Below are 25,549 nucleotides of genomic sequence, written 5' to 3' on the forward strand. Positions count from 1 at the left end.
CTCGTCAGGAGCCGGTCACGGCACGGTCAGCGGCGGACCACCTGGGGGGCGATGTCCTCGGTGAATCGGTGACCCGCCTCAGGCAGCGACGCTGCAGCTGCTGCGCCGACACTGCCGCAGAACGAGGCCTCCAGCGTTCCACCGAGTGTGGTGTTGACGGTTCCGTTGTTGGAGGTGTTCGCCATCGACGTCATGCTCCGCCTGCCGTCGGAGGTGGTGAAGGCGTAGGTGTAGTAGCCCTGGACGGTTCCCGTGTGGCCGTACACCGTCACGCCGCAGGACAGCTTCCTGGCGCGCAGGCCGAGTCCGTAGGACTGGTTTCCGTCCGCGGTGACCGGAACCATGGTCATCATCTGCTCCAACTGCGCGGAGGGAAGCAGCGCACCGGAGACGAGCGCGGAGAAGAAGCGGTTCAGGTCGGCTGCGTTCGAGATGACCGCTCCAGCCGACTGTCCCCACGAGACGGTCTGTTCGGTGGAGTCCACCAGCGGGAGTGCGGTGTCGTCCTGACGAAGGTAACCCCGGGCGTAGGAGCCGGAGAGAGTGGTCTGCGGGTGCACGTAGGAGGTGTTCCGCAGCCTCAGCGGCCCGAAGATCCGCTGCTGGTAGTGGGTGGCCATGGGCACGCCGGTGAGGTGCTCGATGAGTTGCCCCAGCACGACAAAGTTGGTATTGGAGTAGCTGTAGGCAGCGCCCGGCTCGTACTTCAGGGGGTGGGCGGTCGAGAGGTCGATGAGCTCCTGGTAGCCGAACACCTTGTTCCGAACCGCCTCGAAACCCGGGACGGTGTTGTAGAACATGTCGTTGGTGTAGTCATAGAGCCCGCTGCGATGGCCGAGCAGGTGCCGTACGGTGATGCGGTCGTCGGGCAGCGACTTGGGCAGGTAGTCGTTGGCCGGGGCATCGAGGTCGACACGTCCCTCAGCGGCGAGTTGCATCAGCACCACCGTGGTGAAGGTCTTGCTGACGCTGCCGACGCGGAACCGGCGGCCGGTGTCCATTTTCGTGTGAGTGGAGGTGTTCGCCTCCCCCGTGACGATGTGGTATCTCGTGCTGCCCTCGTCGATGCGGGTCAGCACGCCGGGAGCACCCTGCGCCACGACATTGTTCTGCACGGAGCGCACGGCTGCAGTGTCAGGGGCGGGCCGGGAGGCGGTATCTGCGACAGCCGGAGAGGCCGCCAGGGCGGCGACCAGCGTGGAGCCTGCGAGCATCATGCTCACATCTTTGATTCGCATCCGAATCTTTCTGGTGTGAAGAGCTGGAATACGCCCCGCAGGGCTCATACGTCGACCGATTTCCGTCGCTGCCAGGGGAGTTGAGCCATAGCCCGCTCCACGTTCGGTGGGTGGGAGTCGGACGGAACACGGCGACCGGCCTTGGAGGGCGTCACATGCATTGTAGTGTCGAAACAGTGTGTTTTGCGATCAACGGTTGAATGCCTCACGCTGCAAGCGGTGCTGAGTCGTATCGGCCCTGAGCGCGTCCATCGGGACGTGGGCTTTCTCACTCCACGACAACGATCAGCGCGCCTCAGGTCCCGTGCGCGGTCCCCCAGGATCCGCCACAGGCCGTGTCCGGGAGGCCGCCCGATATCCAGGCCCGGTATCAGCTCCCCCGTGCAAACCCGGCATTGTCACCGGTCTCAGCGACGGTTTCACCAGACACTCCTGGCCACGGTGTCACAGATCGCTCAGCTGCCCGGTCCTAGTTACGAACGCAACCGATTTGGCCCCGTGGTGAGAAAGGCTGATCTTCATGAGGGTTACTTGTCGCCGGAGACCAGCCTTGGCGCGCTTTGGCTTCAGCGGGGGTGACTCGGCCAGTGGCCGGGGCCATGAGAGGCGTCGAACCATGCCGGGCGACAAGGGGACGCGTCCCCAGCCGGCGAGCCGGCCGCCCGGGGACCCGGAGTCGGTGGGCTTGCATGCCCTTCCTCGTCCCGTGGCCGTGGTGGTGGGCGCCGGTGGCGTGCTCGGAGCTGCGCATGTTGGTGTCGGGTACGCGTTGGAGCAGCGCGAATTCGTCCCGGACATGATCATCGGAACGTCGGTGGGCGCCCTCAACGGGGCCATCGCGGCCGCCCACCCCGACAGGGCCGCGCCGTGGCTGGACCACGTGTGGACCCGTTTGCGTCGCCGTGAGGTGTATCCGCTCGGCTACCTGTCCTCACGGGCCAGCGTCTTCACCGACCGCGGCCTGCGTCGACTGATCGCTCGGGCCGAGCTGCCGTCGCGGATCGAGCAGTTGGCGGTCCCGTTCACCGCGGTGGCCATGGACCTGGTCACCGGCGCTCCGGCGCTGCTCGACCACGGAGACCTCGAGTCCGCGCTGCTGGCCAGCGCGGCCATTCCCGGGATGCTGCCCCCGGTGGACCGTGAGGGCCGGACGCTCGTCGACGGCGGGGTGATCGCCTATGTCCCGGTACTGGCGGCCCTGCAGGCCGGGGCGGCCAGCGTGGTGGTGGTGTCGACCGGGCCGGAGAGCTCGCCGTTGAGCCCCACCGTCCCGCGCCGACGTGCCAGTGCGATCGCCGCCAGGGCCGGGCTGCTGTTGTTGCACCATCAGATCGAGCGTGACCTGCACGAGGTGTCCCAGCACATCCCGACCGTCGTACTGCCGACCGGCATCGAGGCCTGGCCCGCGCCGTGGGACTTCGGCCATTCCCAGCGGCTGATCAGCACCGCGTCCCTCACGGCGGGGCGTTTTCTCGACAAGCTGCGCATCAGCGGGCCGGGCCTGTATCGGATCGACGATCCTATGGCGACATCGGCCGGTCCGGGCGCGGTATCGACCTCCTCCATATCGGGGGTCAGCCTGTGAGTACCATCGCGTTCCTCAACATCGCCATGCATGGGCGCGTCAACCCGACGCTGCCGGTCGTGGCCGAGCTTGTCCGGCGCGGCCACTCCGTCACGTACCACACCTCGCCCGCGTTCCGTGAGGAGATCGAGGCCACCGGCGCGACTGTCTGCCTCTACCCCGGGGGTGACCAGCCGCTCCCCGATCCGCCGACGCCGGTCACGCTGTTGGAGGGGCTTGCGGGCACCGCCGTCGGCCTGCTGCCCGCTGTGCTCACCGACCTGCGCCGCGTACGGCCCGACCTGATCGTCCACGACAACGCCTGTTTGTGGGGCGCCGTCACCGCTCGCGAACTCAAGGTGCCGGCGGCATCGTCGTTCACAACGTTTGCGTTCAACCGGCATGTGCCCAGCCCCACCCGCGGCTCGTGGGACCTGCTGGCCGCGGCGACGGCTCGGCCCCGCAGTCTCCAGGGCTACCTGCGGTCGCGCTGGGGGCTGCACCGCCGCTTCGACGCGCGTGGGCTGCCACTGATCGACTTGGGAAACATCCGCCAGCCGCTCAATCTGGTCTACACCTCGCGGGCGTTCCAGCCTGCCGTCGAGGAATTCGACCAGTCCTACCGATTCGTTGGCCCGAGCATCGGCGCCCGCCCGGTCGACCCGTCGTTCCCGGCCGATCGGCTGCGGGACCCGGTGCTGTACGCCTCGCTGGGTACGGTGTTCAACGCCGACCCGCAACTGCTCCGTACCTTCGCCACCGCGCTCGCCCCGCTCGGCGGCACCGTGGTCATCTCCACCGGGCAGACCGATCCCGACGCGCTGGGTCCGCTGCCGACCAACGTCCTCGCCCGCCGCTCCGTGCCGCAACTGGAGGTGCTGGCCCGCGCGGCGCTGTTCGTCACCCATGGCGGGATGAACAGCGCCAACGAGGCCATGTACGCCGGGGTTCCGCTGCTGGTGGTCCCGCAGGGCGCTGACCAGCCGATGGTGGCCCGCCGCGTCGTCGAGCTAGGCGCCGGCCTGTCGATCCGTACGGAGGACGTCACCGAGGACTCCGTGCGTGCCCTCGCCCGGCGCCTGCTCGACGACCCACGGTTCCGGACAGCCGCGACCACCCTGCAGGCCGCCCAGCAAGAGGCGGGGGGATATCGGCGCGCCGCCGATGAACTCGAGCAGTACCTGCACGCGGCCGGCTCGACCGGTGAGTCGGCTCCCATCGATCCGTCACAGCGAGGCTGAGCGATGTCACCCATCGTCGTCGTTCTGCTGCTGTTCGCCGGGATGTCGGAGGCCGCCGGGCGCATTCTGCCTCTGGTAGTGCGCCGGCCTGGCATGTCGCGGACTCTTGTGGCCGGGTTGATGCTGGCCGGTGGCCTCGTCGAGGGTGCAGTGTTCGCGCTGTGGCCGCTGACCGCGTGGACCCTCGCCGATATGGTGCTGTCCTCTCCACCGCCAGGCGCCGGGTTGGTGTGGAGTCCGGACCTGGTTGCCCCGATGGTGCTCGCTGCCGTCCTTGCGTTTCCGTTGCTCGGGCCCTTGCTCCACCTGCTGCTCTTTGTGGGGGTCGGGGCCGGTCTGGCCGACCCGCTCGCCGCGGCGACCGGGCTGGGCTGGTGGAGCGCTGCCGGTTGCGTGACCGTCGCTGGGGCCGGGCTTGGTGTCGCCGTAGAGGCCGTTCGGCGCCTGGTCGTGAAGATCAGTGCGACTGAGGCGCGGGAGTCGATCGCATGAACGGTGTTCTGCTCTGGGTCTGCGCGCTTGGGCCGGCTCTGCTCGCCGAAGCTCTGCTGGCCCGCTACGAGGTGATGGCTTATGGCGCCGGCTGGCGGGCCCCTATCACCGAGCTCCCGGAGGGCGTGCCCTATGCCCGGGGTGCGGCCCCTGACAGTCCCCCGGATGCCTACCTGGTCTACCTGGACGGCATCGGTAAACGCCGCGTCCGCGACAGTCGGGACGGCGGCCAGCTCGTCAAGGCCCTGCTTGCCGGAGCGCCGGAGCTGCGGGTGCTGGGTCAGGTGCAGCCCTACTCGCCACTGGCCGACCCGCTCGCTGAGCGGCCGGTGTGGGCGTGGCTGCGCCGCCGCGTCGGGCTGCTGCTGTTTCTGCACAATGTCATGCAGACCTTCGTCGCCGCCGACCACCGGTACCGCCCCCTGTACAACCGGGCCGTCGGCTCCCAGATCGCCACTCAGCTCCGGCTCGCCGGCTACCAGCCCGACCGCGGTATCCCCGTGGTGCTGCTCAGCTACAGCGGCGGTGCCCAGGTCGCCACCGGCGCGGTTGACGAACTGCACACCCAGCTACGCTCCCCGCTCCTACTGATCACGCTCGGTGGGTTCCACAACGGCGCCAACGACCTCACCCATGCCGAGCACTTGCATCGGCTCACCAGCGCGAGCGACCGGATCGAGCGGGTCGGCACCTGGATTTTTCCCCAGCGCTGGAGGCTGTTCCGCCGTAGCGGATGGAACCGCGCCGGCCGCGCCGGGAAGATCACCGTGCATCGGCTCGACCCGGCCACGCACGTCGGGCCGCGCAGCTACATCAGTCGGGAGGCCCAGCTGCCCGATGGCCGCAGCCACCTCGACCGCACCGTCGACACCGTGATCGCGCTCATCCGCGCCCAGCACAGCGCGGCCGCGGCGACAGGCGACTCGTTGCCGTGAGGGCCTCGACCAGAGCGCGCAGCGGAGGGTCCGGCATGTTTGGTCGCGAAATCGACCTTGTCGGGCGCCTCCGCCGCGACGTCATCGGCTGAACTGCTCACGGAGGGGGCACGAGTCGACCCGCCCCGCGCTGGCCGCCGTCTACTGGACCAGCCTGTCGGACGAGGCGACCGCCAAGGCGTTCCGCGACCAGATCGAGGCGGCCTTCGCGTCGTGCCTGGGCCGGATCGCCCCCGAGGAGACCGAGCGGACACCGGCGTTCACGTGCCTGATGTCCGCGCAACTGGGCGGCCTCGTCCTGCTGCGCTACGTCCTCAGGACGAGGAGCGTTCCGTAAGCGGCAGGTCAGGCGTTGGTTTCCCCTGGAGGGCGGCAGCAGGGTCGACGTCGAGTCCGGCGACCAGGCCACGCAGGACGGGGCCGTACTCCGGGTGGGCGAGGGCGAACGCCATCTGGGCGACCAGGTAGTCGGCCGGGTTGCCGGTGTCGTACCAGCGGCCCTTGATGACCTGCCCGTACACCGCGCGGGTCGAAGCGTAGGCGTTGATGGCGTCGGTCAGGTAGACCTCGCCGGTCTTGTGCTCGTACCAGCGGCGGGTCTGCTCGCGCAGTTCGTCGACGATGCCGGGGGTGACGACGTAGCCGCCGATAGCCGCGTACGACGACGGGGCGGCAGCCGGCTCAGGCTTTTCGACCAGGCCGGTGATGCGCAGTTGGCCGCCTCCGAGGTCTTCCTTGACGATGGGCACGCCATAGCGGTGGGAGTCGGTGGGGTCCATCGGCAGGAGGGCCAGCACCGGGCAGCCGGTCTGCTCATACGCGCGGATCAGCTGCTGGGCACGGGGGACCTCGGCCACGAAGACGTCGTCGGGCCACAGCACCAGCACCGGCTCGTCGCCGAAGGCACGGGCAGCGTTCAGCACCGGGGTGCCGTTGCCGTACGGACCGTACTGGTCGAGGTAGGTGATGTGGCCCTGACCGGCCAGCTCTGCGACCTCCTCCACCGCGTCCGCGTAGGCCGTCTTGCCGTCTTTGCGGAGTTGCTCGACGAGGGCGGGGTTGGGGCGGAAGTGGTCCTGGATGAGGCTCTTGCCGCCGGAGACGACGATGGTGATGTCGGTGATGCCGGAGTCCACCAGCTCGCGCACGGTGTGCTCGATGACCGGCTTGTCGCCGACCGGGAGCATCTCCTTCGGTGTCGCCTTCGTCAGGGGCAGCAGACGGGAACCGAGTCCGGCGGCGGGGATCACGGCCCTGCGAATCGTCGGGGACATCACGTCTCTCTCGGTCGGGCGGCACACCGTACCGGCCAGCACGGCACACACCGACGTTACCAACGTCCGCCGCTGCCCATATGCACGGGGTGGCGGTGCCTTTCAGGCGCAATCGGGCGGCCTCTCGAGATGTTGTGACACCGTTGCTGTGGTTGTGGTGCGCCGTGCTGCTCCGCTCGCACACAGCAGGCAAACGGCGATCTGACGGGTGAGGCAGGAAGCGGTGAGCGCCACGGCTTTCAGGTGTCGGACGGTCGTGAGCGGCTCCTGCGTGCCAGCCTCTCGCGGACACCTTGGGCGCCTACGCCGGCGCCGGGGTGGTGGCCGCGCTCGGGGCGGTCCATGTGTTCCGGCTGGACACGCTGTCGTACGCGGTCAGCGCCTGGTGCGCGACACGGATCCGCGTTGTCGAGCACCGGGCCCGGCCGAAGCAGGGGCGGGAGCGGCTGGGACCGGCCATCTGGAATGGCCTGCTCTTCGTCGCGCGAACCCCGGTGGGCCGCCTGCTGGCGCCGAGCCTGTCCCTGACCGGCGCTGAGTGGTTCCAACTCGGGCACAGGGCGGTCGGCCTCGAACCACACGGTGGGATCGGTATCGATGGCGCCCGGCTCACAGGGGATCGACCAGGTCCGACCGCCCTGGCACTCGACAGCGAAGATCAGGCGCTGTGCACCCAGCAGGTCACGGGGCGACGCCGGGCGGGGCGCCGGTGGTTGGTCGGTGACAGACCCGGCCACCGTATCCCGACAAGAGCCGCCCCGTGCCCTACGGCGCCGGCCAGTCAGAACTCCAGGCGGGGGACCGGAGAGCCGCCCAGCACGTAGCCCTGGATGGCGGTGGCGGCGGCGCCACGCGCCCACTCGCTGAAGTCGATGGGCTGGATCTCGAGGGACAGTTCACGGGCCCGTGGATCGCGGTCGCGGCGGACCGCCTCGTCGATCGCAGCCCGGGCGACCTCGGCGAGCCGAATGCCCTCGCCGGTGAGCACGATCTTCTGAGTGGGCGTCAGATTGGCGACGGCGGCGATCAGCCGGCCCAGCGCCCGGCCCGCCGCCCGGACCACGGCGGCCGCGACCGGGTCGCCGTCGGCCGCGAGGTCCAGGCACCGACGGCCACCGGGGCTGCGCGGTCGCGATGCTGTCGACGGTCGGGCTGTGCCGCTCGGTGACGTATGACGAATCCAGTCAGTGGTTGCGCGTGTCCTTCCAGCGCCCGTGGTGCGGCGAGTTCACTGGCGATGCGATCACCGGTCGCCTCGAACTGCGAACCACGGAGCCAAGACCCATGACCAGTTGGACAGCGAATGACCTCCCGAACCTGACCGGCCGTACGGTGGTGATCACCGGTGCCGGCCGTGGCCTCGGCCTGATCACGGCACGCGAGCTCGCTCGTGCCCGTGCCCGCGTCGTGCTGGGGGTACGCGACACCGGCAAGGCCCGCCGCGCCGTCGCCGACCTGCCCGGCACCTTCGACGTCCGACCGCTCGACGTGTCGGATCTGACCTCGGTGCGAGACTTCGCCGACTCCTGGTCCGGCGACATCGACAGACCCCGCCTGGATGCTCGCCGCGCTGCACCAGATGGCGCCGGCCGGCACCGCAGGTCCTCCGGCCGCTCCGTCGCAAGACCTCCGGGAGTACGACCCCGAGTGGGGTGACGCGTTCCTCTGCGGGCGAGCCACCATCAACTGCGACCACGAGTCCATGCTGCGTCAGGTCAAAGTGCCGGTCCTGGTCACCCACCACTTCCATCACGTGGCCCCGGACACCGGGCAGCTGCTCGGCGCGATCACCGACCTCCAGGTGCAGCGAGCGCGACAGCCCGGCATGCCGCACTCCATGCACGGCCACGACCCGCCACCTACGTCGACACGATCACCGCGTGGGCCGACGACCTGGCCACCAGCCCCGCACCCGTCAGGAGTACCCGGTGAAACCCACTGCCTCCGAAGCACTGCGGCTCGACGCGGTCGGCCGCAGGCTGCTCTTCACCGATGCGCACACCGTCAAGAGGTTCTCCTCCACACCGGTCGGCGACGACCAGCCGGCCGAGATCTGGAACCTCGCGAAGTGGCCGCCGACGATGTGTCGCTGACCGTGCCTGCGCGTCAGCCCGGGTATCTGCTCGACGAACGTGCGTCGCAGACACGCCGAGTTCTCGCAGGCGAACCGGCGGACCCGCAGCCACAGGACAACACCTCGTCCGGCACTGGGCACATCAGCAGGAAACCGCGGGTAAGAACCACGAACGCGGCTGGACCAGGTTCCGCACCCGGGCACACGGCACGCTTCGCAGTGCATCGCGCATCAACGCGCACTATCTCGATATTCACGTCCACTCGACGGACACCCCGACCGTGTACTCGTACCTCAAGAACGATGCGCCCCGGCCGCACCGCCAGTTGAGCGCGGCCGGGGTGGGGAAGCACCTGTCAAGCGGACCGCAACTCGAACCAGTCGAAGGCCGCACTGCCCCGCGTGGCGTATACGCCGAAGACACGGCCGGTGAACCCGCCGGCGACCTCGGTGGAGAGGTAGCGGCCGTCGAGTTCGGCGAGGATCTCGAAGTGGCCGTCGTCCGTCTCGTAGCCCAGGCGGAGGGTGTCGGGGCCGCCGCTGCGGAGGCCGGGCGGAGGAGCCGCCGCCGGGTCGCGGGAGGTGACCGTAGGCGGCAGGACGTCGGAGGTCGTGACGTCGATCCGCAGCCTCACCGGGCCGGAGGGCACGGACCGTTCGGCGACAACGTGACGCAGCGGGCCGATCCTGGCGACCGCGCGGACGGTGCCGTCGGCCACCTCCACCTCGTAGTGGTGCGCCTCGTCCAGCCGTACCGCGAGTCCACCCATGCCGTCGTCGCCGACCTCGACCAGTGTGCGCGCGGTGCAGTCGGGGTCGCGCTGCCGTCGTCCCACGAAGAGCGCACCGGGCTTGTCGAGGCTGTCCGCGCGGGCGTGCAGCACCAGATGGCCCGACCGCTCGTCGAGACGGACGCCCTCCGGGTCGCTCCGTCGGAGCGACACCCAGCACGGCGCGAGCGCGGGGGAGTCGAAGTCGTCCCGGTCCGGCTCCGGCGGCCAGGGATGCGGCGACAGCGCCGGAGCCTGCGCACGCAGTTCCAGCGGCCCGGGCAGCGGCCACTCGTCCTCCCACCGCACCGGTACCAGGAATGTCTCCCGGCCCATGCCGTGATACATCGGGGTGTCGCCGCGCGGCCTGGTACCCAGCAGCACCATCCACCAGGTGCCGTCGTGCGCCTGCACCAGATCGCCGTGGCCGGTGTTCTGCACCGGATGGTTGGTACTGCGGTGGGACAGCACGGGGTTGGCCGGGTGGGGTTCGAACGGCCCCGGCAGCGTACGGGCCCGGGCCACCGACAGCGCATGCCCGCGCTCGGTACCACCCTCCGACAGCAGCAGGTACCACCAGTCGCCGATCCGGTACAGGTGCGGTCCCTCGGGATACTGCAGTCCGCTGCCCGACCACATCGGCACCGGTTCGCCCAGCAGTTCGCCGGACTTCGGGTCGATGCGGACCCCGCGGATGCCGCCCGACGAGAACACGCACCAGCAACTCCCGTCCTCCTCCCAGGCCAGGTCGGGGTCGATGCCCGGAACGCCGACCGGTACGGGATCCGACCACGGTCCCGCGGGGTCCTCGGCGGTCACCAGGACGTTGCCTGCCCCGGCGACCACGGTCGTGATCAGCCAGAACCGTCCGTCGTGGTAGCGCAGCGTGGGCGCGTACACCCCCGTGGAGGAAGGGGCCGTGTCAGGCAGTTCCAGCTGCGAGGGCCGGTCCAGGGCGTGTCCGATCAGCCGCCAGTGGACCAGGTCGCGGCTGTGCCAGATCGGCACGCCTGGTACGTACTCGAAGCTGGACGTGGCCACGTAGTAGTCGTCACCGGCCCGGCAGATGCTCGGGTCCGGGCTGAAGCCGGGTATTACGGGATTGTCGAAGAACGCCATGTCCGTCCTGGGGAGTGTGGTCAGGGGAGTACGCCGCGGGGAATCGTCCGCGCGGGGTCAGGAGGTCCGGTGGGCGGTGGTCAGGCTGTGAAGCCGAAGGCCGCCAGTCGGAGTTCGCCGATGAGTACCACGTACAGGTCGTGGATGCCCGGGAGTGGGGCCGCCAGCTCGGCGGTGGTCGTGGTCCAGGTGTACCGGTCGCCGGTGCTCGGTACGGGCAGGGTTGCGAGCAGGGTGCCGTCGAGGCCGACAGCACCTACCCAGACCTCGAGCCGGCCCTCGCCCGGCGCGGTGCGGGATACTTCGGCCGTGACGTCTCGGGCACCGGTCAGATCCACCGAGCGGTAGACCAGGGTGCCGGGCGCGTCCGGGGCCGTCGGCGCCACCGCGTCGCCGTCCGCGCGGGTGGCGTCCACCAGGACGATGCCGGTGTAGTCGTCGAAGCCGGCGGCGTTCATCCGGTGCCCGAGCGCCGTACGCGGAGTCGGCTCCGGGCCGGTGACCGTGAGCGGCGCCCTCAGCACCACGTTCCCGGCCGAGCGCGCGACGAGCACCTCGTACTCCCCGGGATCCACGGTGAAGGCCTCCTCGGCGACCGACCAGTGGGCCAGTGCTTCGGACACGTCCAAGGCGAACGCCACCTCCCGCGAGGCGCCGGGGCCCAGACGCACCTTGCGGAAGTCGGCCAGCTTCAACAGCGGCGCCTCGAAGCGGGCGTCGAGCGCGCGGACGTACAACTGGACGGTCTCCTTGCCGGGGCGGTCACCGGTATTGGTCAACGTGACGGAGACCGTGACGCTGCCGTCCGGGGTGATGCGCCGCGTGCTCACCCGCAGTCCGGTGTGGTCGAAGCGGGTGTACGACAGGCCGTGCCCGAAGGGGTACAGCGGCCGTCGCCGGTGGTACTGGTAGGTCCAGCCGGCCTTGATGATGTCGTAGTCGAGGCGGCCGGGCAGCTCGTCGTCGGCCCGGTACCAGGTCTGAGGGAGCCGGCCGGCCGGGTCGGCTTCGCCGAGCAGCACCGAGGCCAGCGCGTGGCCGGTCTCCTGACCGTCGTGCGCGGTCCACACCACGGCCGCGGCGTTCTCGTCGGCCCAGTCGACCGCGTACGGGTAGCTGCTCATGACGACGAGCACCGTCTCGGGGCGTGCCGCGACGACCGCGCGCAGCAGTCGCTCCTGCGCCGGGGGCAGCGCGAGACCGGCCCGGTCCTGGGTCTCCCGGCCGTTGATGTGCGGTCGTTGCCAAGGACCACCACCACGGCCTCGGCGCTGTCGGCCGCTGCCACGGCGTCGGCGGTGCCGTCCCGGACGACGGTACGGGTGAAACACTCCGCCTCCGCAGGGTCCTCGGCGGCAACGGTCACGGCCCCGGTCGCCGGGTCCACGGCGGCGTAGCGGCCGGTCAGGCGCACGGAGGACGAGGTGGTGCAGCGGTCGTCCTCGTTGTTGTAGGCGAGAAAGTGCTTCAACACCGGTGCGGTGCGCAGGAAATTCGGGTCGTCTCCCGCCATACCGCGACAGCAGGCGTCGGCCAGGCGGGCCGTCAGCAGCGGATCCTCGGCATAGCCCTCCTCGTTGCGGCCCCAGCGGGGGGCGCGCAACAGGTTCACCACCGGCGCCCACGCCTGGAGGCTGAGGGGGCCGTCGCCGGTCGTCGGCCGACGGTGGTGATGGAAGGCGCGCTGCTCGATCGAGGTGACCGTGGCGACCTGGTGCACCAACTCCTCGTCCCAGGTGGCGCCCAGGCCCACAGGCTGCGGGAAGGTGGTCGCCGCTCCGAGCCAGGCAACGCCGTGCAGAGTCTCTGTGCCCGTGCGGAACGCGGCAACGCCCAGCCGGGGAACGGCCGGAGCGTACTGGTGCAGCATCGCGATCCGCTCGGCAGAGGTCAGCCGCGACAGCAGGTCCTCGACGCGTACGGCGAGCGGGTGGCCGGGATCACCGAACGGGAGCCGCTCCCCAGGCGGCCCGGAGGACAGGTCGGCAGGCACGGAAGCGGTACTCACAGCGGGCAACCCCTCGGGCGTGCGGCAGTCGGCGACACGGCGCGGCACCGCGTAGGCGAGCCGCACGGCCAGAAACCTGTTGAAGCGCTTCGAAAGTTCGCATGCGCACCCCTGGCATGTCAACAGAGCCTCAAAGCTGCTTACTTAGGCTGACTTAAGGTCATAAAAGCTTTGTTCGATCCCTTGTGGGCACCGTTACCCGTCGCTATGGTCACGGCATCATCGAAGCGCTTCGACGAGAGACGAGGCGACCCATCATGCCCCACGAGTTGAATCGAAGGTCCTTCGTCTCACCGGGGCCATCAAGGGGTGAGGGACGAGGTCCCAGTAGAAGGGGCGGACACTGGTGATCTTGACGGTGTCGTTCGGTGATGGATGGGCCCTGTGCTCCGGGTCAGGGGCGTACCCGAGCCCTGATGCGTGTGGGCGACGATCTCCGCCGCGATGGAGATGGCCGTCTCTTCGGGAGTGTGGGCGCCGAGGTCGAGGCCGATCGGGGAGTGCAGGCGGGCGAGGTGCTCTTCCGGGACGTCGGCCTCCCGTAGTAGTTCCAGGCGGTGCTCGTGGGTGCGGCGTGAGCCCATCGCGCCCACGTAGCCCACTGGCAGGCTCAGTGCCAGGCGTAGCAGGGGGATGTCGAACTTGGCGTCGTGGGTGAGGACGCAGGCGACGGTCCGGGCATCCACGTCGGTGGCGGCGAGGTAGCGGTGCGGCCAGTCGGCCACGATGTCGTCGGCGTGCGGGAAGCGGGCGGGGGTGGCGAAGACGGGACGGGCGTCGCACACCGTGACTCGGTAGCCGAGAAAGCGGCCGATCTCGCTGAGCGCACCGGCGAAGTCGACGGCGCCGAAGATCAGCATCCGGGGGCGGGACGCGTGGGTGTGGACGAGGACGGACAGTTTCTCCGGGCAGGTCGCGGCGTCTCCGCCGACCTCGACCCGGCCGGTACGGCCCGCTCGCAGGAGTGCGCGGGCCTGCGCCGCGACCTCCCGTTCCCAGTCCTCGCCGTCCATGATTGCGTCGTGTGTGCTGCCGTCGCCGGTGACGCACAGGGTGCGGCCGAGGAGTTCTTCGGGCCCGTCGATGATCTGGGCCACGGCCGCGGGCCGACCGGACGTCACCTCGTCGAGGGCCGCGGTGAGGTGGGGCGAGCCCGTGGGAGCGATCCGCTGCACCAGGACGTCGAGTTCGCCGCCGCAGGTCAGGCCGACGGCGAAGGCGTCGTCGTCGGAGTAGCCGAAGCGTGCCCGGGTCGGGGGTTCGTCCGACTTGAGTACTTGTTGGCACAGCTCGTAGACGGCGCCTTCGACGCAGCCGCCGGAGATGCTGCCGACCGCGTCGCCGTCGGCGCTCACGGCCAGCGCGGTGCCGACGGGCAGGGGTGCGCTGCCGCTGACCTGGACGACGGTGGCGAGGGCGAAGGGGCGGGACTCGCGGCACCAGGTGTGCAGCGTGTCCGCGATGTTCAGCATAGGTGGGTCTCCAGTAAGGACAGCGGCTCCGGGCCTAGGCCCTGTCGTCACATTCCCGCCTGCCTCGCGACGCCATGCACGTACTCTCGCCGCACCGGGCACAGACCCACGTACAACCAGTACGAGGGCCTGTGCCCGGCACGCCGAGAGCACGCACCTACGGCACACATCAGCCGCTCCGCGGCGGGCGCGAGGCCCGCCCTCCGGGCGGACGACGGGAATGTGACGACAGGACCTAGGGCAGCGGTGTGTGTTCACCGCTGCCCGCGGCGTGGCTCAGATCAGTGCCTCGGCGGTGATGGGCAGGTCGCGTACCCGTCGGCCGGTGGCGTGGAAGACGGCATTGGCGATGGCGGGTGCCACGCCTACCAGGACGACCTCGCCGAGGCCCTTGACGCCGAGGGGGTCGGCCTCGTCGTCCCGGCCGTCGACGTAGATCGCCTTGAGTTCGGGGACGTCGGCGTTGACGGGGACCAGGTAGTCGGCCAGGTTGGCGTTGACGATCCGGCCGTCACGGTGGTCGGTGACCGTGTGCTCAAGGAGGGCCATACCGATACCGCCGGTCATGGCGCCGATGGCCTGGCTGTCGGCCAGCTTGGGGCTGATGATCCGGCCCGCGTCGAAGACGCCGAGCATCCGTCGCACTCGGACCAGGCCCAGGCGGGCGTCCACACCGACCTCGGCGAACACCGCGCCGTAGGCGTACATCGAGGACCGGGACTGCCCTGGGGTCCAGGAGCCGTCCGCTTCGAGATGCGTGCGGTTGTTGCGGGCGAGGAGCTGCCGGTAGGTCTCCCCGCGCGCGGGGTTGTCCTTCACGTGCAGTCGGCCACCCCGTACGACGACATCGTCGGCGTCGGCGCCGTACAGCGGTGAGTCCTCGTCCTCGACGGCGAGCTTGATCGCCTGCTGCCGCAGCTTGTCGCAGCCGTCCTGGACGGTAGAGCCGACGCTGGCCATGGTGAGCGAACCGCCGTGGAGCGGGGCTGTGGGCATGTTCGTGTCGCCGAGCCGAAAGGTCACGTTGCGGACCGCAAGGCCCAGGGCGTCGGCGGCGACCTGCGTCATGGAGGTGTACGTGCCTGGCCCCATGTCGCTGGTCGAGGACTCGACCAGGGCGGTGCCGTCGGCATCCAGCCGTACCCGGGCCTGGCCTGGGGCCCGCAGGGTGTCGTAGACCGCGGTCGCCATGCCTGTACCGATCAGCCAGTCGCCGTCACGGGTGGAGCGCGGCCGGGGGCTGCGGCGGCTCCAGCCGAACTCGCGGGCGCCGACGGTGTAGCACTCGCGCAGCCGCCGGGTGGAGAAGGGCCGCCCGCTGGACTGGTCGTTCTCGGGTTCGTTGCGCTGCCGCAGCTCGATCGGGTCGATGCCGAGCTTGTGGGCGAGCTCGTCCATCGCGCTTTCGATGGGGAAGGCGGCGCTGGAGTTGCCCGGGCCGCGCATCGGGGTCGGGGTGTTCACGTCCAGCGGCACCGACCGGAGCGTCTGGCTGACGTTGGGGGTGGTGTAGAGCATCTGCCCGGGCGCGAGGACGCCGCGCTCGGCGAACGTCTCGTACCTGGAGGTCTCGCCGCGCAGCTCGTGGGTCATTGCGGTCAGCCGCCCGCTGCGGTCGCTGCCCAGGCGCACCTTGTACTCGTATGCCGGCCGGTAGCCCACCCCGAAGTAGAGCTGCCGGCGCGTGAGGACGAGCTTGACCGGGCGGCCCACCTTGCGGGCGGCGAGGGCCGCGATGGTGATGTGAGGCCAGGCCCGCGCGGCGTTGCCGAACGCGCCACCGACGAACGGCGAGATGACGCGGATGGACTCCGCCGGAATGCCGAAGTTTGCGGCGAGTTCGGCCCGCGGGCTCTGCACCCACTGGGTCTTGTCCCACAGCGTCAGTCGGTTGCCGTCCCACTGGGCGACGGTGGCGTGGAGCTCCATCGCGTTGTGGTGGTTGCGGGCGGGCCGATACGTCATCTCCAGCCGTACAGGGGAGGATTGCAGGGCCGCCTCCGCGTCGCCGCGCGCGTAGGTCACCGACTGGCCCGCCGCCGGGGCGTCGGTCAGGTCGGTGGCGGGGCGCTCGGCGTCGTAGTCGACCTTCATCAGGCTCGCCGCGTGCTGGGCGGCCTCCAGAGTGGTCGCCACGACGACGGCGAGCGGCTGGCCGTGGAAGCGGACCTGGTCGTCCTGGAAGACGCGCAGCCGCTCACCCGGGAGGTTGAGCGAGCCCGGATTGGGCCCGTACGGCAGTTTGGGGGCGTTGCGGTGGTGGATCACCTTCAGTACGCCGGGCTGGGCTTCGGCGGCGCGGGTGTCGATGCCGGCGATCCGGCCAAGAGCGACACCGCTGTCGACCACGACGGCGTGCACCACCCCGTCGGGCTCGTGATCGGCGGCGTACTTCGCCTGCCCTGTCACCTTGAGTCGTCCGTCCACGCGGGAGAGCGGTGCGCCTACGGCTGCCTGCGGCTGGGGGCTCATGCGTTGTCTCCTACGATGCGCAGCTGGCGTTCGACCGTCCGCTTGAGCAGCTCGACCTTGAAGCGGTTGTGTTCCAACGGCCGGGCCCCGTCCGCGGCTGCCGCGGCCGCCCGGGCCCAGAGCCGTTCCGAGGGGCGTTCGCCGATGAGGGCTCGCTCGACGGCGGGCAGCTTCCACGGCACCGTCCCCACGCCGCCGGCGGCCACCTTGGCCTCGCGGATCAGGCCGCTGCGGACGTGCAGGGCGACGGCGGCGGAGGTGAGGGCGAACTCGTAGGACTGGCGGTCCCGCACCTTCAGGTAGCCGGACTTCAGCGGGCGCGGGTAGGCCGGGATCTCCACGGCGGTGATCAACTCGCCTTTGTTCAGGGCCTGTTCGCGGTTCGGGGTGTGGTCGGGCTGGAGCAGGAAGTCGGCGAAGGGGACGGCGCGCTCCCCGCCCGGGCCGAGCAGATGCACCCGTGCGTCCAGGGCGGCGAAGGCGACGGCCACGTCGGAGGGGTGGGTGGCCACGCAGTCCTCGGAGGTGCCCAGGATCGCGTGGGTGCGGTTGTACCCTTCGCGCGCGGCACAACCGGATCCGGGCTCGCGCTTGTTGCAGGCGGCGGTCGCGTCACGGAAGTACGTGCAGCGGGTGCGCTGCATGATGTTGCCGCCGATGGTCGCCATGTTCCGCAACTGTGCCGACGCGCTCAGCTCCAGCGCCTGCGAGATGACCGGATACGTGGTGCGCACCTTGCGATGGGCGGCGGCCTCGCTCATGGTGACCAACGCGCCGATGCGCAGGCCGCCGCGCTCGGTGACCGTGACCTCGTGCAACGGGAGTCCGCTGATGTCGACCAGGGATTCGGGGCGTTCGACGGTCTCGCGCATCAGGTCGACCAGGGTGGTCCCGCCGGCGATGTAACGGCCGCCGCGCCGACCGGCCTCGAGAGCCTCACGCGTGCTGGGCGCCTTGGTGAAGGAGAAGGGATACATCGGCACTCACTTCCGGCCCGAGGCCTGCTCGACCGCGCGCACGATCTTGACGTAACACCCGCAGCGGCAGATGTTGCCGCTCATCCACTCCCGGATCTCCTCCGCGGAACCGGTGTGGCCTTCCTGCATGCAGCCGACGCCGGACACGATCTGGCCCGGCGTGCAGTAGCCGCACTGGAACGCGTCCTGGTCGATGAACGCCTGCTGCAGCGGATGCAGTTGATCGCCCTTGGCCAGACCCTCGACGGTGGTGACCTCGGCGCCCTCCAGGCGCACCGCCAGGGTGAGGCAGGAGTTGACCCGGCGTCCGTCGACCAGAACCGTACAAGCCCCGCAGGCACCGGCGTTGCAGCCCTTCTTCGAACCGGTCAGGCCGAGGTGCTCACGCAGCAGGTCAAGGAGCGAGGTGCGGTTGTCGACCGTGACGGTGTGCCGCTCGCCGTTGACGGTCAACGAGACGCGGCTGCTGGGCGAGGTCTCGACGGCAGCGGCCTCGTCGACGCCGAGCAGCGACGGACCTGCCACCAGACCGCCCGCCGCGATGACACCGCCGGCCGCGGAGGTCGTTGCGATGAAGGTACGACGCGACGGTGTGGACGGGGCCCGGGAGGGGGGAGACGCGGCTGACTCGGAAGTTTCGGTAGACATGCTCACTCTCTCGACACGAGGAAGGTGGGGGACTTGCTGATCGGCGTGAGCCCACGACGGAGGTTCACCGCTGCCCGTCATGGCATTTCGGCTTCCGCCCAGCCTGGGGGGAAAGCCGGCCGTGTGGCAGGCCGTGTTGTGCCAGGTAACGGTGAGCCAGGGTGTGAGAGGGCCCCTCTTCCCACCTGTCCCACGGGGCACGGCAATGCAAGACTGGGCCGTTTGAGCACGGGGTTCAGCCCCGCAGAACGCCTACGCGCCGCAGCCACGACTCGACTTGGGCATCGGCTTCCCGGACTTCCTCGCCGCGCACCGCGAGCCCTTCTCCGATGGTCGCGCCCGGGCAGGACTTCGCGTAGTCGCGCTCGGTGGTACCCAGTCCGCTCATCGCGTACGTCGTGACCGGATGGACCGTCTTGCCGCGGAAGTCGTACCTCTCGGCGAAGGTCGACATGATCATGGGTGATCTGACGTTCCAGATGGGGCCGGCCAGCAGCACCACGTCGTAACGCTCGATCGAGGACGGGGGGTTGACGATGGCCGACCGCGCATCGGCGTCCTGTTCACGGACGTTGCGCGCCACCGTCTCGTCGTAGTCGTCGGGGTAGGGGTCGACGGCTTCGATGCGGTGCACGTCGCACGCGATGCGCTCGCTGATCATTTCGGCGAGCACTTCGGTGTTCCCGGTCTTCAGGGTCGTACGCCCGCCGTAGTAGTAGTTCTCGCCCGGCCGGGAGAAGTAGGCCAGCAGGACCCGCTTCCCGGGCGATGCCGGCGCGGCGGATCGCTCACTGGACTCCGGTGCCGCCCCGCTCGACTGCGAAGGGGAACAGCCGGTGATCTGGACACCGGTCATGACGGTGGCTCCTCCCAGGAGTACGCCACGAAGGAGCGCGCGTCGCCCCGGCGCGGCCGGTTTGTCTTTCCCGGCGCCGACTTCGCCGGCTGTCATCGGCCGGTCCCGCGAAGGGAACGGACGGAGTCGGGATCCGCGCGCACTGCCTGCGGCTCGGCTTCGACAGGGAGGTCGGCCGAGTACGCGGTGATGTTCTGGTGCTGGGACATGATGAGGCCCTGGTCCGTGACGTGGGCGCCGCCGTGAGGACGGCGAGGCGGAGATCCTCTCGCGCGGGTGCCCCGGTCCGGGCGGGTGAAGGCACCCGCGCGCGAGAGTTCGGGGGCGGTTGTCGCCGTCTGCCGGGTCAGCCGTCCAGGCGCCGCGCGCTGAGCCAGTTGACCATGGCCGGGTCCCGGTGGTCGAAGAACAGCGAGCCGCCGGTTTCCAGGGTGGCGATGGACGCCATCTGGTCGTCGGTGAGCTCGAAGTCGAAGATGTCGATGTTCTCCGCCATGCGCTCGGGGCGCACGGACTTGGGGATCGCGACGATGCCGCGCTGGGTCAGCCAGCGGAGCACGACCTGCGCCACCGACTTGCCGTGCTTCTCGCCGATCCCGCTCAGGACCGGGTTGGTGAACAGGTCGTTCTTGCCTTCGGCGAACCCGCCCCAGGACTGGATCTGGACGCCGTGCTCGCGCATGAGCTCCTGGTCGGCGGAGCGCTGGAAGAACGGGTGGGTCTCGATCTGGTTGACCGCGGGCGTGACCTCGTTGTTGATGACGAGGTCGAGGAGTCGGTCGGGGTAGAAGTTGGCGACGCCGATCGCCTTGACGCGGCCCTCGCGGTTCAGCTCCTCCATGGCACGCCACTGGCCGTACACGTCGCCGTAGGGCTGGTGCATCAGGTACAGGTCGAGGTAGTCCAGGCCGAGCTTGGTCAGCGACGTCTCGAAGGCGCGCTTGGTGTTCTCCTCCGCGGGCGCGTCCTGGACCCACAGCTTGGTGGTGACGAACAGCTCCTCCCGCGGAACGCCGCTGTTCTTGATCGCGCGGCGGACGGCCTCCTCGTTCAGGTACGCGGCAGCCGTGTCGAGCAGCCGGTAGCCGGCGGCGAGGGCCTCGGTGACGGCCTGCTCGGTCTGCTCCGGCGGGATCTGGTAGACGCCGAAGCCGAGGATCGGCATCTCGATGCCGTTGTTGAGGGTGACGGTCTGCATGGGATTTTCCTTCTGTGTGAAACAGGGTGGGGCAGGTGACCGGTCAGCGTTCGAGCAGGCGCGGGCCCGCGTCGTCAGTGGTGGCCGGAATCTGATGAGGGACTTGAGTGCGTAGCAGCACGGTGGCTATGACGCTCACCGCCACGGTTGCCGCGGCGATCAGCAGGCTGGTGTGCAGACCGGAGACGAACCCGGCTCGGTCGGCGATCAGCGCGCCGAAGACGGCGACGGCCAGGGCACCGCCGAGCTGGCGGGCGGCGTTCAGCACGCCACTGGCGACGCCGGCCCGCTCGGCGGGCACCTTCTCCAGCAGCAGCGCGGTCAGCGCGGTCACGGCCATCGCACCACCGGCGCCGACCGGCACCATCAGCACCACCGACAGCCACACCGGCGCACCGCCGGGCACCGCCACCATCGCCAGCAGACCCACCGCCATCAGGCACTGGCCGGTGATCACCGCCATCCGCGCACCGAACCGGGTGGCCAGGCGGGCGGCGACGGGGCCCATGAAGGAGGTGAGCACGGTCATCGGCAGGAAGGCCACGCCGGTGGCGAGCGCGCTCAGCCCGTGCACCTGCTGGAGATACAGCCCCAGCAGGAAGATCATCCCGTAGAAGCCGACGTTCAGGGCGAACCCGATGGCGACCGAGAGCGACATCGTGCGGGAGCGCAGCAGCGGCAGCGGCGTCATCGGATGCCGTCCACGGGCCTGTGCGACCAGGTAGACGACGGCCGCCACGACCGCCACCGCGAAGGCGACCAGGACCCGCACAGCGCCGAACCCGTCGGCGCCGACCTCGATGACCGCGTACGTCAGCGCACCCATCGCGGCGACGGCGGCCACCTGGCCGGTCCAGTCGAACGGCGCCTCCCGCCGCGGGGAGCGCGGGGCGCGCTGGAGGAGCGCCAGGGCCACCGCGCCGACGGGCAGGTTGACGAAGAAGATCATCCGCCAGTCGATGACGGTGAGCAGCCCGCCGGCCACGGGCCCGGCGGCCGCGCCGACGGAGCCGCTCACCCCCCACAGGGCGATCGCCTTCGCCCGCGCCGCCGGGTCGGGGAAGGCCTCCCGCAGCAGGGCGAGGGAGGACGGTACGACCATCGCGGCCCCGACCCCCTGCACCAGCCGCGCAGCCACCAGAACGCCCAGATTCGGCGCCAGTCCGCACACCGCAGACGCCACGACGAACAGGCCCAGGCCGACGGCGAACGCCTGCCGGGCCCCGATGCGGTCACTGATCGCGCCGGCGGACAGCAGGAACGCGGCGAAGGCGAGGGTGTAGCCGTCGACCACCCACTGCAGCCCGGTCATCCCGCTGCCGAACCCGCGCCCGATCGAGGGCAGGGCCACGTTCACGATCATCGCGTCGACCATGATCGTGAAGAAGCCGAGCAGTATGGCGGCCAGCGCCATACGCGCGCCGGACCTGCTTTGCGGCGGCGGCCCGGCCGCGCCGACTTGGAGCGGTTTGGGCGAGGCGGACGTGGACAAGGGAGGATCTCCTGCACTGGTCGGGCCGAGCTGACAGAAATCGAGCTTCGCGCCTTATCGGCCGCGGTGGCAGGCCGGGCTGTGCAGGGGAGCAACGTTCAGGGGTGTGACAGGGCCCCCCACACGCCTGCTACGCAGGTCAGCGCGGTGTGACACTGGTGATATGGCAGCCGAGCAGAGCACCAGCAGGAGCGCCGACATGGAACTGGGCCGGTTCCTGCACGCGCGCCGCACCCAGACCAGCCCCGACCAGGTCGGCCTCACCGTGGGCACCGGCCTGCGCCGCACCCCCGGACTGCGCCGCGAGGAACTGGCAACGCTCGCCGGTATCAGCATCGACTACTACGTACGCCTGGAGCGCGGCAAGGAGACCCGCCCCAGCCCCTCCGTACTCGACGCCCTCGCGCGCGCCCTGCGCCTCGACGACGCCGAGCACCAGCACCTGCGCGAACTCGCTGCCCGCGCCGCCCGATACGCCCCCGAACCTGCGCCGCCGCCCAGCCGCACCGTGCGCCCGCACCTGAAGCTCGTCCTGGAGACGATGCGGCCGAGCCCCGCCTACGTCATCAGCCGCAGCATGGACCTGCTCGCCTGGAACCCCGGCGGCCTCGCCCTGTACGCGGGCCTGGCCGACTGGCCCGCCGCCCAGCGCAACCTCGCCCGCTACCTGTTCCTCCACCCCACCGCGCGCACGCTCTTCCCCGACTGGGACTACCAGGTCCGCGGCTGCGTCGCCCGGCTCCGCACTGTTGCCGGCACCGACCCGGACGCCCCCGACCTCACCAGCCTGGTGGGTGAACTCCTGCTCAAGAGCCCCGACTTCGCCAAGCTGTGGGAGCGCTACGACGTCACTGGGCGCAAGAAGACCGAGAAGACCTTCCACCACCCCGAGGTCGGCATCCTCACCCTCAGCGGCCAGAGCATGCAGCTCGAAGGCACCCCCGGCCAACGCCTGGGTGTCTACACCGCCGAACCCGGCACCCCCGACCATGACGCCATGCTCTTGCTCGACATGACCGCGCCGCAGCCCGCCGGGCATCCCGACACGAAGGCCGAACAGCAACGGCGCACACAGCCCTGACGAAAACCAACTGCCTGCCCGGCAGCTTGCCATCGTCCGCGGGCGGCGTTGTGGGGTCAGGTCGAGGACGACGTGGTTTCGTCCTGGGATGAAGTCGGTTCGTCCGGCGTCGGCCGGGAGCCGGGCAGGTCGAGGAGGACGAGGGCGTCGTGGTCGGCGGTGCCTGGCTGGGGGGCGTGCACGCCGGCGGCTCCGACCTCTCCGTGAGCGTCCTCGCCGAAGGCGCCCACAGCTCAGCCGAATCCCCTTCGAGGTGCAGCAGGCGACTGCCGGGCGCCAGCAGGAGCGGCAGGGACGGTCCCAGCTGGGTCTGGGAACATCCCGACGTGCAACAGGCCATCGCCTCATACGACTTCACCAGAGCCCCAGGATCGACAAGATCATCTCTGTCCTGGAGGGCTTGGGAGTACCGGGAAGGCGGTCACTCGCCTTCGTGCAACTGGCTCAGGAGGCCATCGCCTTGAGCTTCTCGATGTCGGCCAGGCGCTGTGCCGTGCCGTGGGCCATGGGGCGGACCTGGAGGGCGGTGCCTCCGGCTGCCCGGAAGGCCGCGAGCCGTTCGGCAACGTAGGACGCGGGGCCGATCAGGGAGGTCGCCCGCAGCAGGTCGGCGGGCACGGCGGCCGCAGCCTCGTCCTTGCGGCCGGACAGGTACAGGTCCTGGATGGTGGCCGCGCCGAACTGGATTCCGCACACGCCGCCCAGTACGAGCCCAGGAGCGGGTATCTTCCCCACGACCCCGGAGAACGCCTGGGCCACACTGCTCTGATTCATTCCTTGTCCGAGTTTCCAGAATTTCCGTCGTCTTGGTGCGGGCGGGTCGCGTGGCGTGTGCGCGCAGCGGCTGCGCTCAGTCGGCCACCCGCAGCAGCAGCTTGCCCGTTGATGTGCGGCCGCCCATCAGCCGGTGAGCCTCGGCCGCGTCCGAGAGCGGGAACTCCGCGGTGACCGGAAGGTTCACCGTGCCGTCGGTGACCGTACGGAAGGCGCGCTCGGCGAGCGTACGCAGTGCCTCGGGCGCGGACTGCGCGAGAGTCAGGATGGAGAAGCCACCGACCGAACGGCCCTGCGCGTAGAGGTCGGGCTGCCCGACGTGCCACGGCTCCGCACCGCTTGCGTTGCCGAAGGACACCAGGCGCCCGAAGACGGCCAGCGCGTCGAGGCCGCGGCGAAGAGTCTCACCGCCCACCGGGTCGAGCACCAGGTCGACCCCTCGGCCGCCGGTGGCGCGGCGGACCTCCTCGGGGAATGTGTCGCTGGTGAACAGCTCGTCGTAGCCGTGCTTGAGCGCGTACTCGGCCTTGGCGGCTGAGGAGGCCACGCCGTACACCGCGCCGGCGCCCGCCGCCCGGGCCAGTTGCCCGGCCACCGTGCCGATGCCTCCGGCCGCGCCGTGCACCAGCACGGTCTCTCCAGCCTGCAGGCGCCCGACTTCGTGGAGGAGCGCGTGTGCGGTCGGCAGCACGGTGGGGAGCGTGGCCGCGGTCCGCAGGCCCAGGCCCTCGGGGAGCGGGAAGACGGTGGCGGTCTCGGCGACGACGACCTCGGCGTAGGCGCCGCCGCCGACGAGGGCGGCGACTTCCTGCCCCGGACGCAGGCCCTGGACGCCCGGGCCGACGGCCCGGATCCGGCCGGCGACCTCCAGTCCCGGGCGGTAGGGCAGCGATTCCACCCGGTACCCCTCGGCACGAGCCTTGAGGTCCGCGAAGTTGACGCCCACATAGGCGGCGTCGACGGTGACCTGGCCCGGCCCCGGCTCGGGTGTCTCGGCTTGGACGACCTGCAGCACCTCGGGGGCGCCGTACTCCTGGAACTCGACCGCGCGCATAAGCGGAACGCACCCTTCGATGAAGTGTTCAACGGAAAGCGAACACTGGGACTGTAAGATATTCGTCGAACACTCAGCAAGTGGCCGGGACACTCCGCGGTGTCCCGGCGAGGATGTGCGTGACGACGGGAGGGGCATGTCGAACCAGGCTGCGGGCGGTGGTCACCGCGCGGCGCCGGTGCACACGGATCCTGAGGACGTATCCGTCCTGACCGCGCTTTCCGCGGTCGCCGATCCCGTGCGCATCAAGCTGATCCGCGAGCTCGCGGGCTCCTCCGACTGGACGCGCAGCTGCGGCAGCTTCGACGTACCCGTTGGCAAGGCCGCACTCAGTCACCACTTCTCGGTCCTGCGCGGTGCCGGCCTGGTCGAACAGCGTGACCAGGGGCCCAAGCGGGTCAACCGACTGCGCCGCGAGGAGTTCGAAGCACGCTTCCCCGGACTGCTCGACCTGCTTCTCCGCGACGACGCCGCCGACTGAACAGACGGCCCGCCCAGCGGCCCGCCAGTCATGGGGCACGCACCACCGCGCCGGTCGTTCCACCGCCATGACCACCGCCCGTCCACCCGTCGCCGGGCCGTCGGCGAAAGCCGCCCGGCTCGGGCCGCCCGGACTCACCTGACCCGACCCGCCGCAGGGGCTGCCGCGGAGCGGTCGGCCCTGCGGCCGAACACCGACCCCGCGGTCAGCCCCGAGCCGCCCGGACAGTTGAAGTAGAAGAGTCCACCGACGAGTTCACCCGCCGGGCTGCCCACGGGTGTCGAGGACGCGTGCGTCGGGGTCGATGCGCAGGCCGCCGGGCCCTCTGC

General features: G+C 70.3%; 23 protein-coding genes and 2 pseudogenes. 9 read left to right on the forward strand and 16 right to left on the reverse strand.

Annotated elements, in window-relative coordinates; all coding sequences use genetic code 11:
• Positions 1 to 26 precede the first annotated feature (26 nt).
• Positions 27 to 1,238: a serine hydrolase domain-containing protein gene (locus tag ACX28W_RS33355; protein ID WP_459003740.1), complete on the reverse strand. Its 1,212-nt coding sequence runs from the start codon at positions 1,236 to 1,238 to the stop codon at positions 27 to 29.
• A 706-nt stretch (positions 1,239 to 1,944) separates the two neighbouring features.
• Between ACX28W_RS33355 and ACX28W_RS33360 the strand changes: the two genes are divergently transcribed.
• The 5 genes from ACX28W_RS33360 to ACX28W_RS33380 all read left to right on the forward strand — a co-directional run bounded on the left by ACX28W_RS33360 (position 1,945) and on the right by ACX28W_RS33380 (position 5,807).
• Positions 1,945 to 2,823, forward strand: coding sequence for a patatin-like phospholipase family protein (locus ACX28W_RS33360; protein WP_459003741.1), 879 nt, complete (start codon positions 1,945 to 1,947; stop codon positions 2,821 to 2,823).
• A 26-nt stretch (positions 2,824 to 2,849) separates the two neighbouring features.
• Positions 2,850 to 4,043 (forward strand): macrolide family glycosyltransferase, encoded by a 1,194-nt coding sequence (locus tag ACX28W_RS33365; RefSeq protein WP_459003776.1) that lies wholly within the window; start codon positions 2,850 to 2,852, stop codon positions 4,041 to 4,043.
• Positions 4,044 to 4,046: 3 nt separating this feature from the next.
• Positions 4,047 to 4,535 (forward strand): hypothetical protein, encoded by a 489-nt coding sequence (locus ACX28W_RS33370; RefSeq protein ID WP_459003742.1) that lies wholly within the window; start codon positions 4,047 to 4,049, stop codon positions 4,533 to 4,535.
• Positions 4,532 to 5,470, forward strand: coding sequence for a hypothetical protein (locus ACX28W_RS33375; RefSeq protein WP_459003743.1), 939 nt, complete (start codon positions 4,532 to 4,534; stop codon positions 5,468 to 5,470). Before ACX28W_RS33370 ends, ACX28W_RS33375 begins: the two co-directional genes overlap by 4 nt.
• Positions 5,471 to 5,624: 154 nt before the next feature.
• Positions 5,625 to 5,807, forward strand: coding sequence for a hypothetical protein (locus tag ACX28W_RS33380; protein WP_459003777.1), 183 nt, complete (start codon positions 5,625 to 5,627; stop codon positions 5,805 to 5,807).
• Here ACX28W_RS33380 and ACX28W_RS33385 read toward each other — a convergent pair.
• A complete protein-coding gene (locus ACX28W_RS33385; protein ID WP_459003744.1) occupies positions 5,785 to 6,744 on the reverse strand; it encodes a UTP--glucose-1-phosphate uridylyltransferase in 960 nt (319 codons plus the stop codon). The two genes, ACX28W_RS33380 and ACX28W_RS33385, sit on opposite strands and share 23 nt — an antisense overlap.
• A 781-nt stretch (positions 6,745 to 7,525) precedes the next feature.
• On the reverse strand, positions 7,526 to 7,924 hold the full coding sequence (locus ACX28W_RS33390) for an ROK family protein (RefSeq protein WP_459003778.1): 399 nt from the start codon (positions 7,922 to 7,924) through the stop codon (positions 7,526 to 7,528).
• A 104-nt stretch (positions 7,925 to 8,028) separates the two neighbouring features.
• On the opposite strand from ACX28W_RS33390, the gene ACX28W_RS33395 reads away from it, so the two are divergent.
• Both ACX28W_RS33395 and ACX28W_RS33400 read left to right on the forward strand, forming a co-directional pair.
• Entirely contained in the window at positions 8,029 to 8,400 is a 372-nt protein-coding gene (locus tag ACX28W_RS33395; RefSeq protein WP_459003745.1) for an SDR family NAD(P)-dependent oxidoreductase, read from the forward strand.
• Between the two features lie 272 nt (positions 8,401 to 8,672).
• Positions 8,673 to 8,837 (forward strand): hypothetical protein, encoded by a 165-nt coding sequence (locus ACX28W_RS33400; protein ID WP_459003782.1) that lies wholly within the window; start codon positions 8,673 to 8,675, stop codon positions 8,835 to 8,837.
• A 116-nt stretch (positions 8,838 to 8,953) separates the two neighbouring features.
• Here the strand turns inward: ACX28W_RS33400 and ACX28W_RS33405 are convergent.
• The 10 genes and pseudogenes from ACX28W_RS33405 to ACX28W_RS33450 all read right to left on the reverse strand — a co-directional run.
• Positions 8,954 to 9,043: pseudogene (locus ACX28W_RS33405) on the reverse strand (hypothetical protein); the annotation flags it as partial.
• 131 nt (positions 9,044 to 9,174) lie between these two features.
• Positions 9,175 to 10,707: a glycoside hydrolase family 43 protein gene (locus ACX28W_RS33410; protein ID WP_459003746.1), complete on the reverse strand. Its 1,533-nt coding sequence runs from the start codon at positions 10,705 to 10,707 to the stop codon at positions 9,175 to 9,177.
• Positions 10,708 to 10,787: 80 nt separating this feature from the next.
• A pseudogene (locus tag ACX28W_RS33415) lies at positions 10,788 to 12,688 on the reverse strand (glycoside hydrolase family 3 C-terminal domain-containing protein).
• Between the two features lie 329 nt (positions 12,689 to 13,017).
• Positions 13,018 to 14,187 carry an XdhC family protein gene (locus ACX28W_RS33420; protein ID WP_459003747.1) on the reverse strand — a complete coding sequence of 390 codons (1,170 nt, stop codon included), beginning with the start codon at positions 14,185 to 14,187 and terminating at the stop codon, positions 13,018 to 13,020.
• A 276-nt stretch (positions 14,188 to 14,463) separates the two neighbouring features.
• On the reverse strand, positions 14,464 to 16,659 hold the full coding sequence (locus ACX28W_RS33425) for a xanthine dehydrogenase family protein molybdopterin-binding subunit (protein ID WP_459003748.1): 2,196 nt from the start codon (positions 16,657 to 16,659) through the stop codon (positions 14,464 to 14,466).
• A complete protein-coding gene (locus ACX28W_RS33430; RefSeq protein WP_459003749.1) occupies positions 16,656 to 17,636 on the reverse strand; it encodes an FAD binding domain-containing protein in 981 nt (326 codons plus the stop codon). Before ACX28W_RS33430 ends, ACX28W_RS33425 begins: the two co-directional genes overlap by 4 nt.
• 6 nt (positions 17,637 to 17,642) lie before the next feature.
• Positions 17,643 to 18,284, reverse strand: a complete 642-nt coding sequence (locus ACX28W_RS33435; RefSeq protein WP_459003750.1) for a (2Fe-2S)-binding protein — start codon at positions 18,282 to 18,284, stop codon at positions 17,643 to 17,645.
• 235 nt (positions 18,285 to 18,519) lie between these two features.
• Positions 18,520 to 19,140, reverse strand: a complete 621-nt coding sequence (locus ACX28W_RS33440) for a flavodoxin (protein WP_459003751.1) — start codon at positions 19,138 to 19,140, stop codon at positions 18,520 to 18,522.
• Positions 19,141 to 19,486: 346 nt separating this feature from the next.
• Positions 19,487 to 20,338 (reverse strand): aldo/keto reductase, encoded by an 852-nt coding sequence (locus ACX28W_RS33445; RefSeq protein ID WP_459003752.1) that lies wholly within the window; start codon positions 20,336 to 20,338, stop codon positions 19,487 to 19,489.
• A gap of 43 nt (positions 20,339 to 20,381) precedes the next feature.
• Positions 20,382 to 21,830, reverse strand: a complete 1,449-nt coding sequence (locus ACX28W_RS33450) for an MFS transporter (protein WP_459003753.1) — start codon at positions 21,828 to 21,830, stop codon at positions 20,382 to 20,384.
• Positions 21,831 to 21,993: 163 nt separating this feature from the next.
• Here ACX28W_RS33450 and ACX28W_RS33455 point away from each other — a divergent pair, with 163 nt between their 5' ends.
• On the forward strand, positions 21,994 to 22,911 hold the full coding sequence (locus ACX28W_RS33455) for a helix-turn-helix transcriptional regulator (protein WP_459003754.1): 918 nt from the start codon (positions 21,994 to 21,996) through the stop codon (positions 22,909 to 22,911).
• 56 nt (positions 22,912 to 22,967) lie between these two features.
• Here the strand turns inward: ACX28W_RS33455 and ACX28W_RS33460 are convergent, their stop codons facing one another.
• The 3 genes from ACX28W_RS33460 to ACX28W_RS33470 all read right to left on the reverse strand — a co-directional run bounded on the left by ACX28W_RS33460 (position 22,968) and on the right by ACX28W_RS33470 (position 24,739).
• A complete protein-coding gene (locus ACX28W_RS33460; RefSeq protein WP_459003755.1) occupies positions 22,968 to 23,093 on the reverse strand; it encodes a hypothetical protein in 126 nt (41 codons plus the stop codon).
• Between the two features lie 262 nt (positions 23,094 to 23,355).
• Positions 23,356 to 23,685 (reverse strand): hypothetical protein, encoded by a 330-nt coding sequence (locus ACX28W_RS33465; protein ID WP_459003756.1) that lies wholly within the window; start codon positions 23,683 to 23,685, stop codon positions 23,356 to 23,358.
• 76 nt (positions 23,686 to 23,761) lie between these two features.
• Positions 23,762 to 24,739 carry a quinone oxidoreductase family protein gene (locus tag ACX28W_RS33470; RefSeq protein WP_459003757.1) on the reverse strand — a complete coding sequence of 326 codons (978 nt, stop codon included), beginning with the start codon at positions 24,737 to 24,739 and terminating at the stop codon, positions 23,762 to 23,764.
• A 136-nt stretch (positions 24,740 to 24,875) separates the two neighbouring features.
• Between ACX28W_RS33470 and ACX28W_RS33475 the strand changes: the two genes are divergently transcribed.
• A complete protein-coding gene (locus ACX28W_RS33475; protein ID WP_459003758.1) occupies positions 24,876 to 25,220 on the forward strand; it encodes an ArsR/SmtB family transcription factor in 345 nt (114 codons plus the stop codon).
• Positions 25,221 to 25,549: the final 329 nt, after the last annotated feature.

This window comes from Streptomyces sp. SD15 (assembly GCF_054462255.1).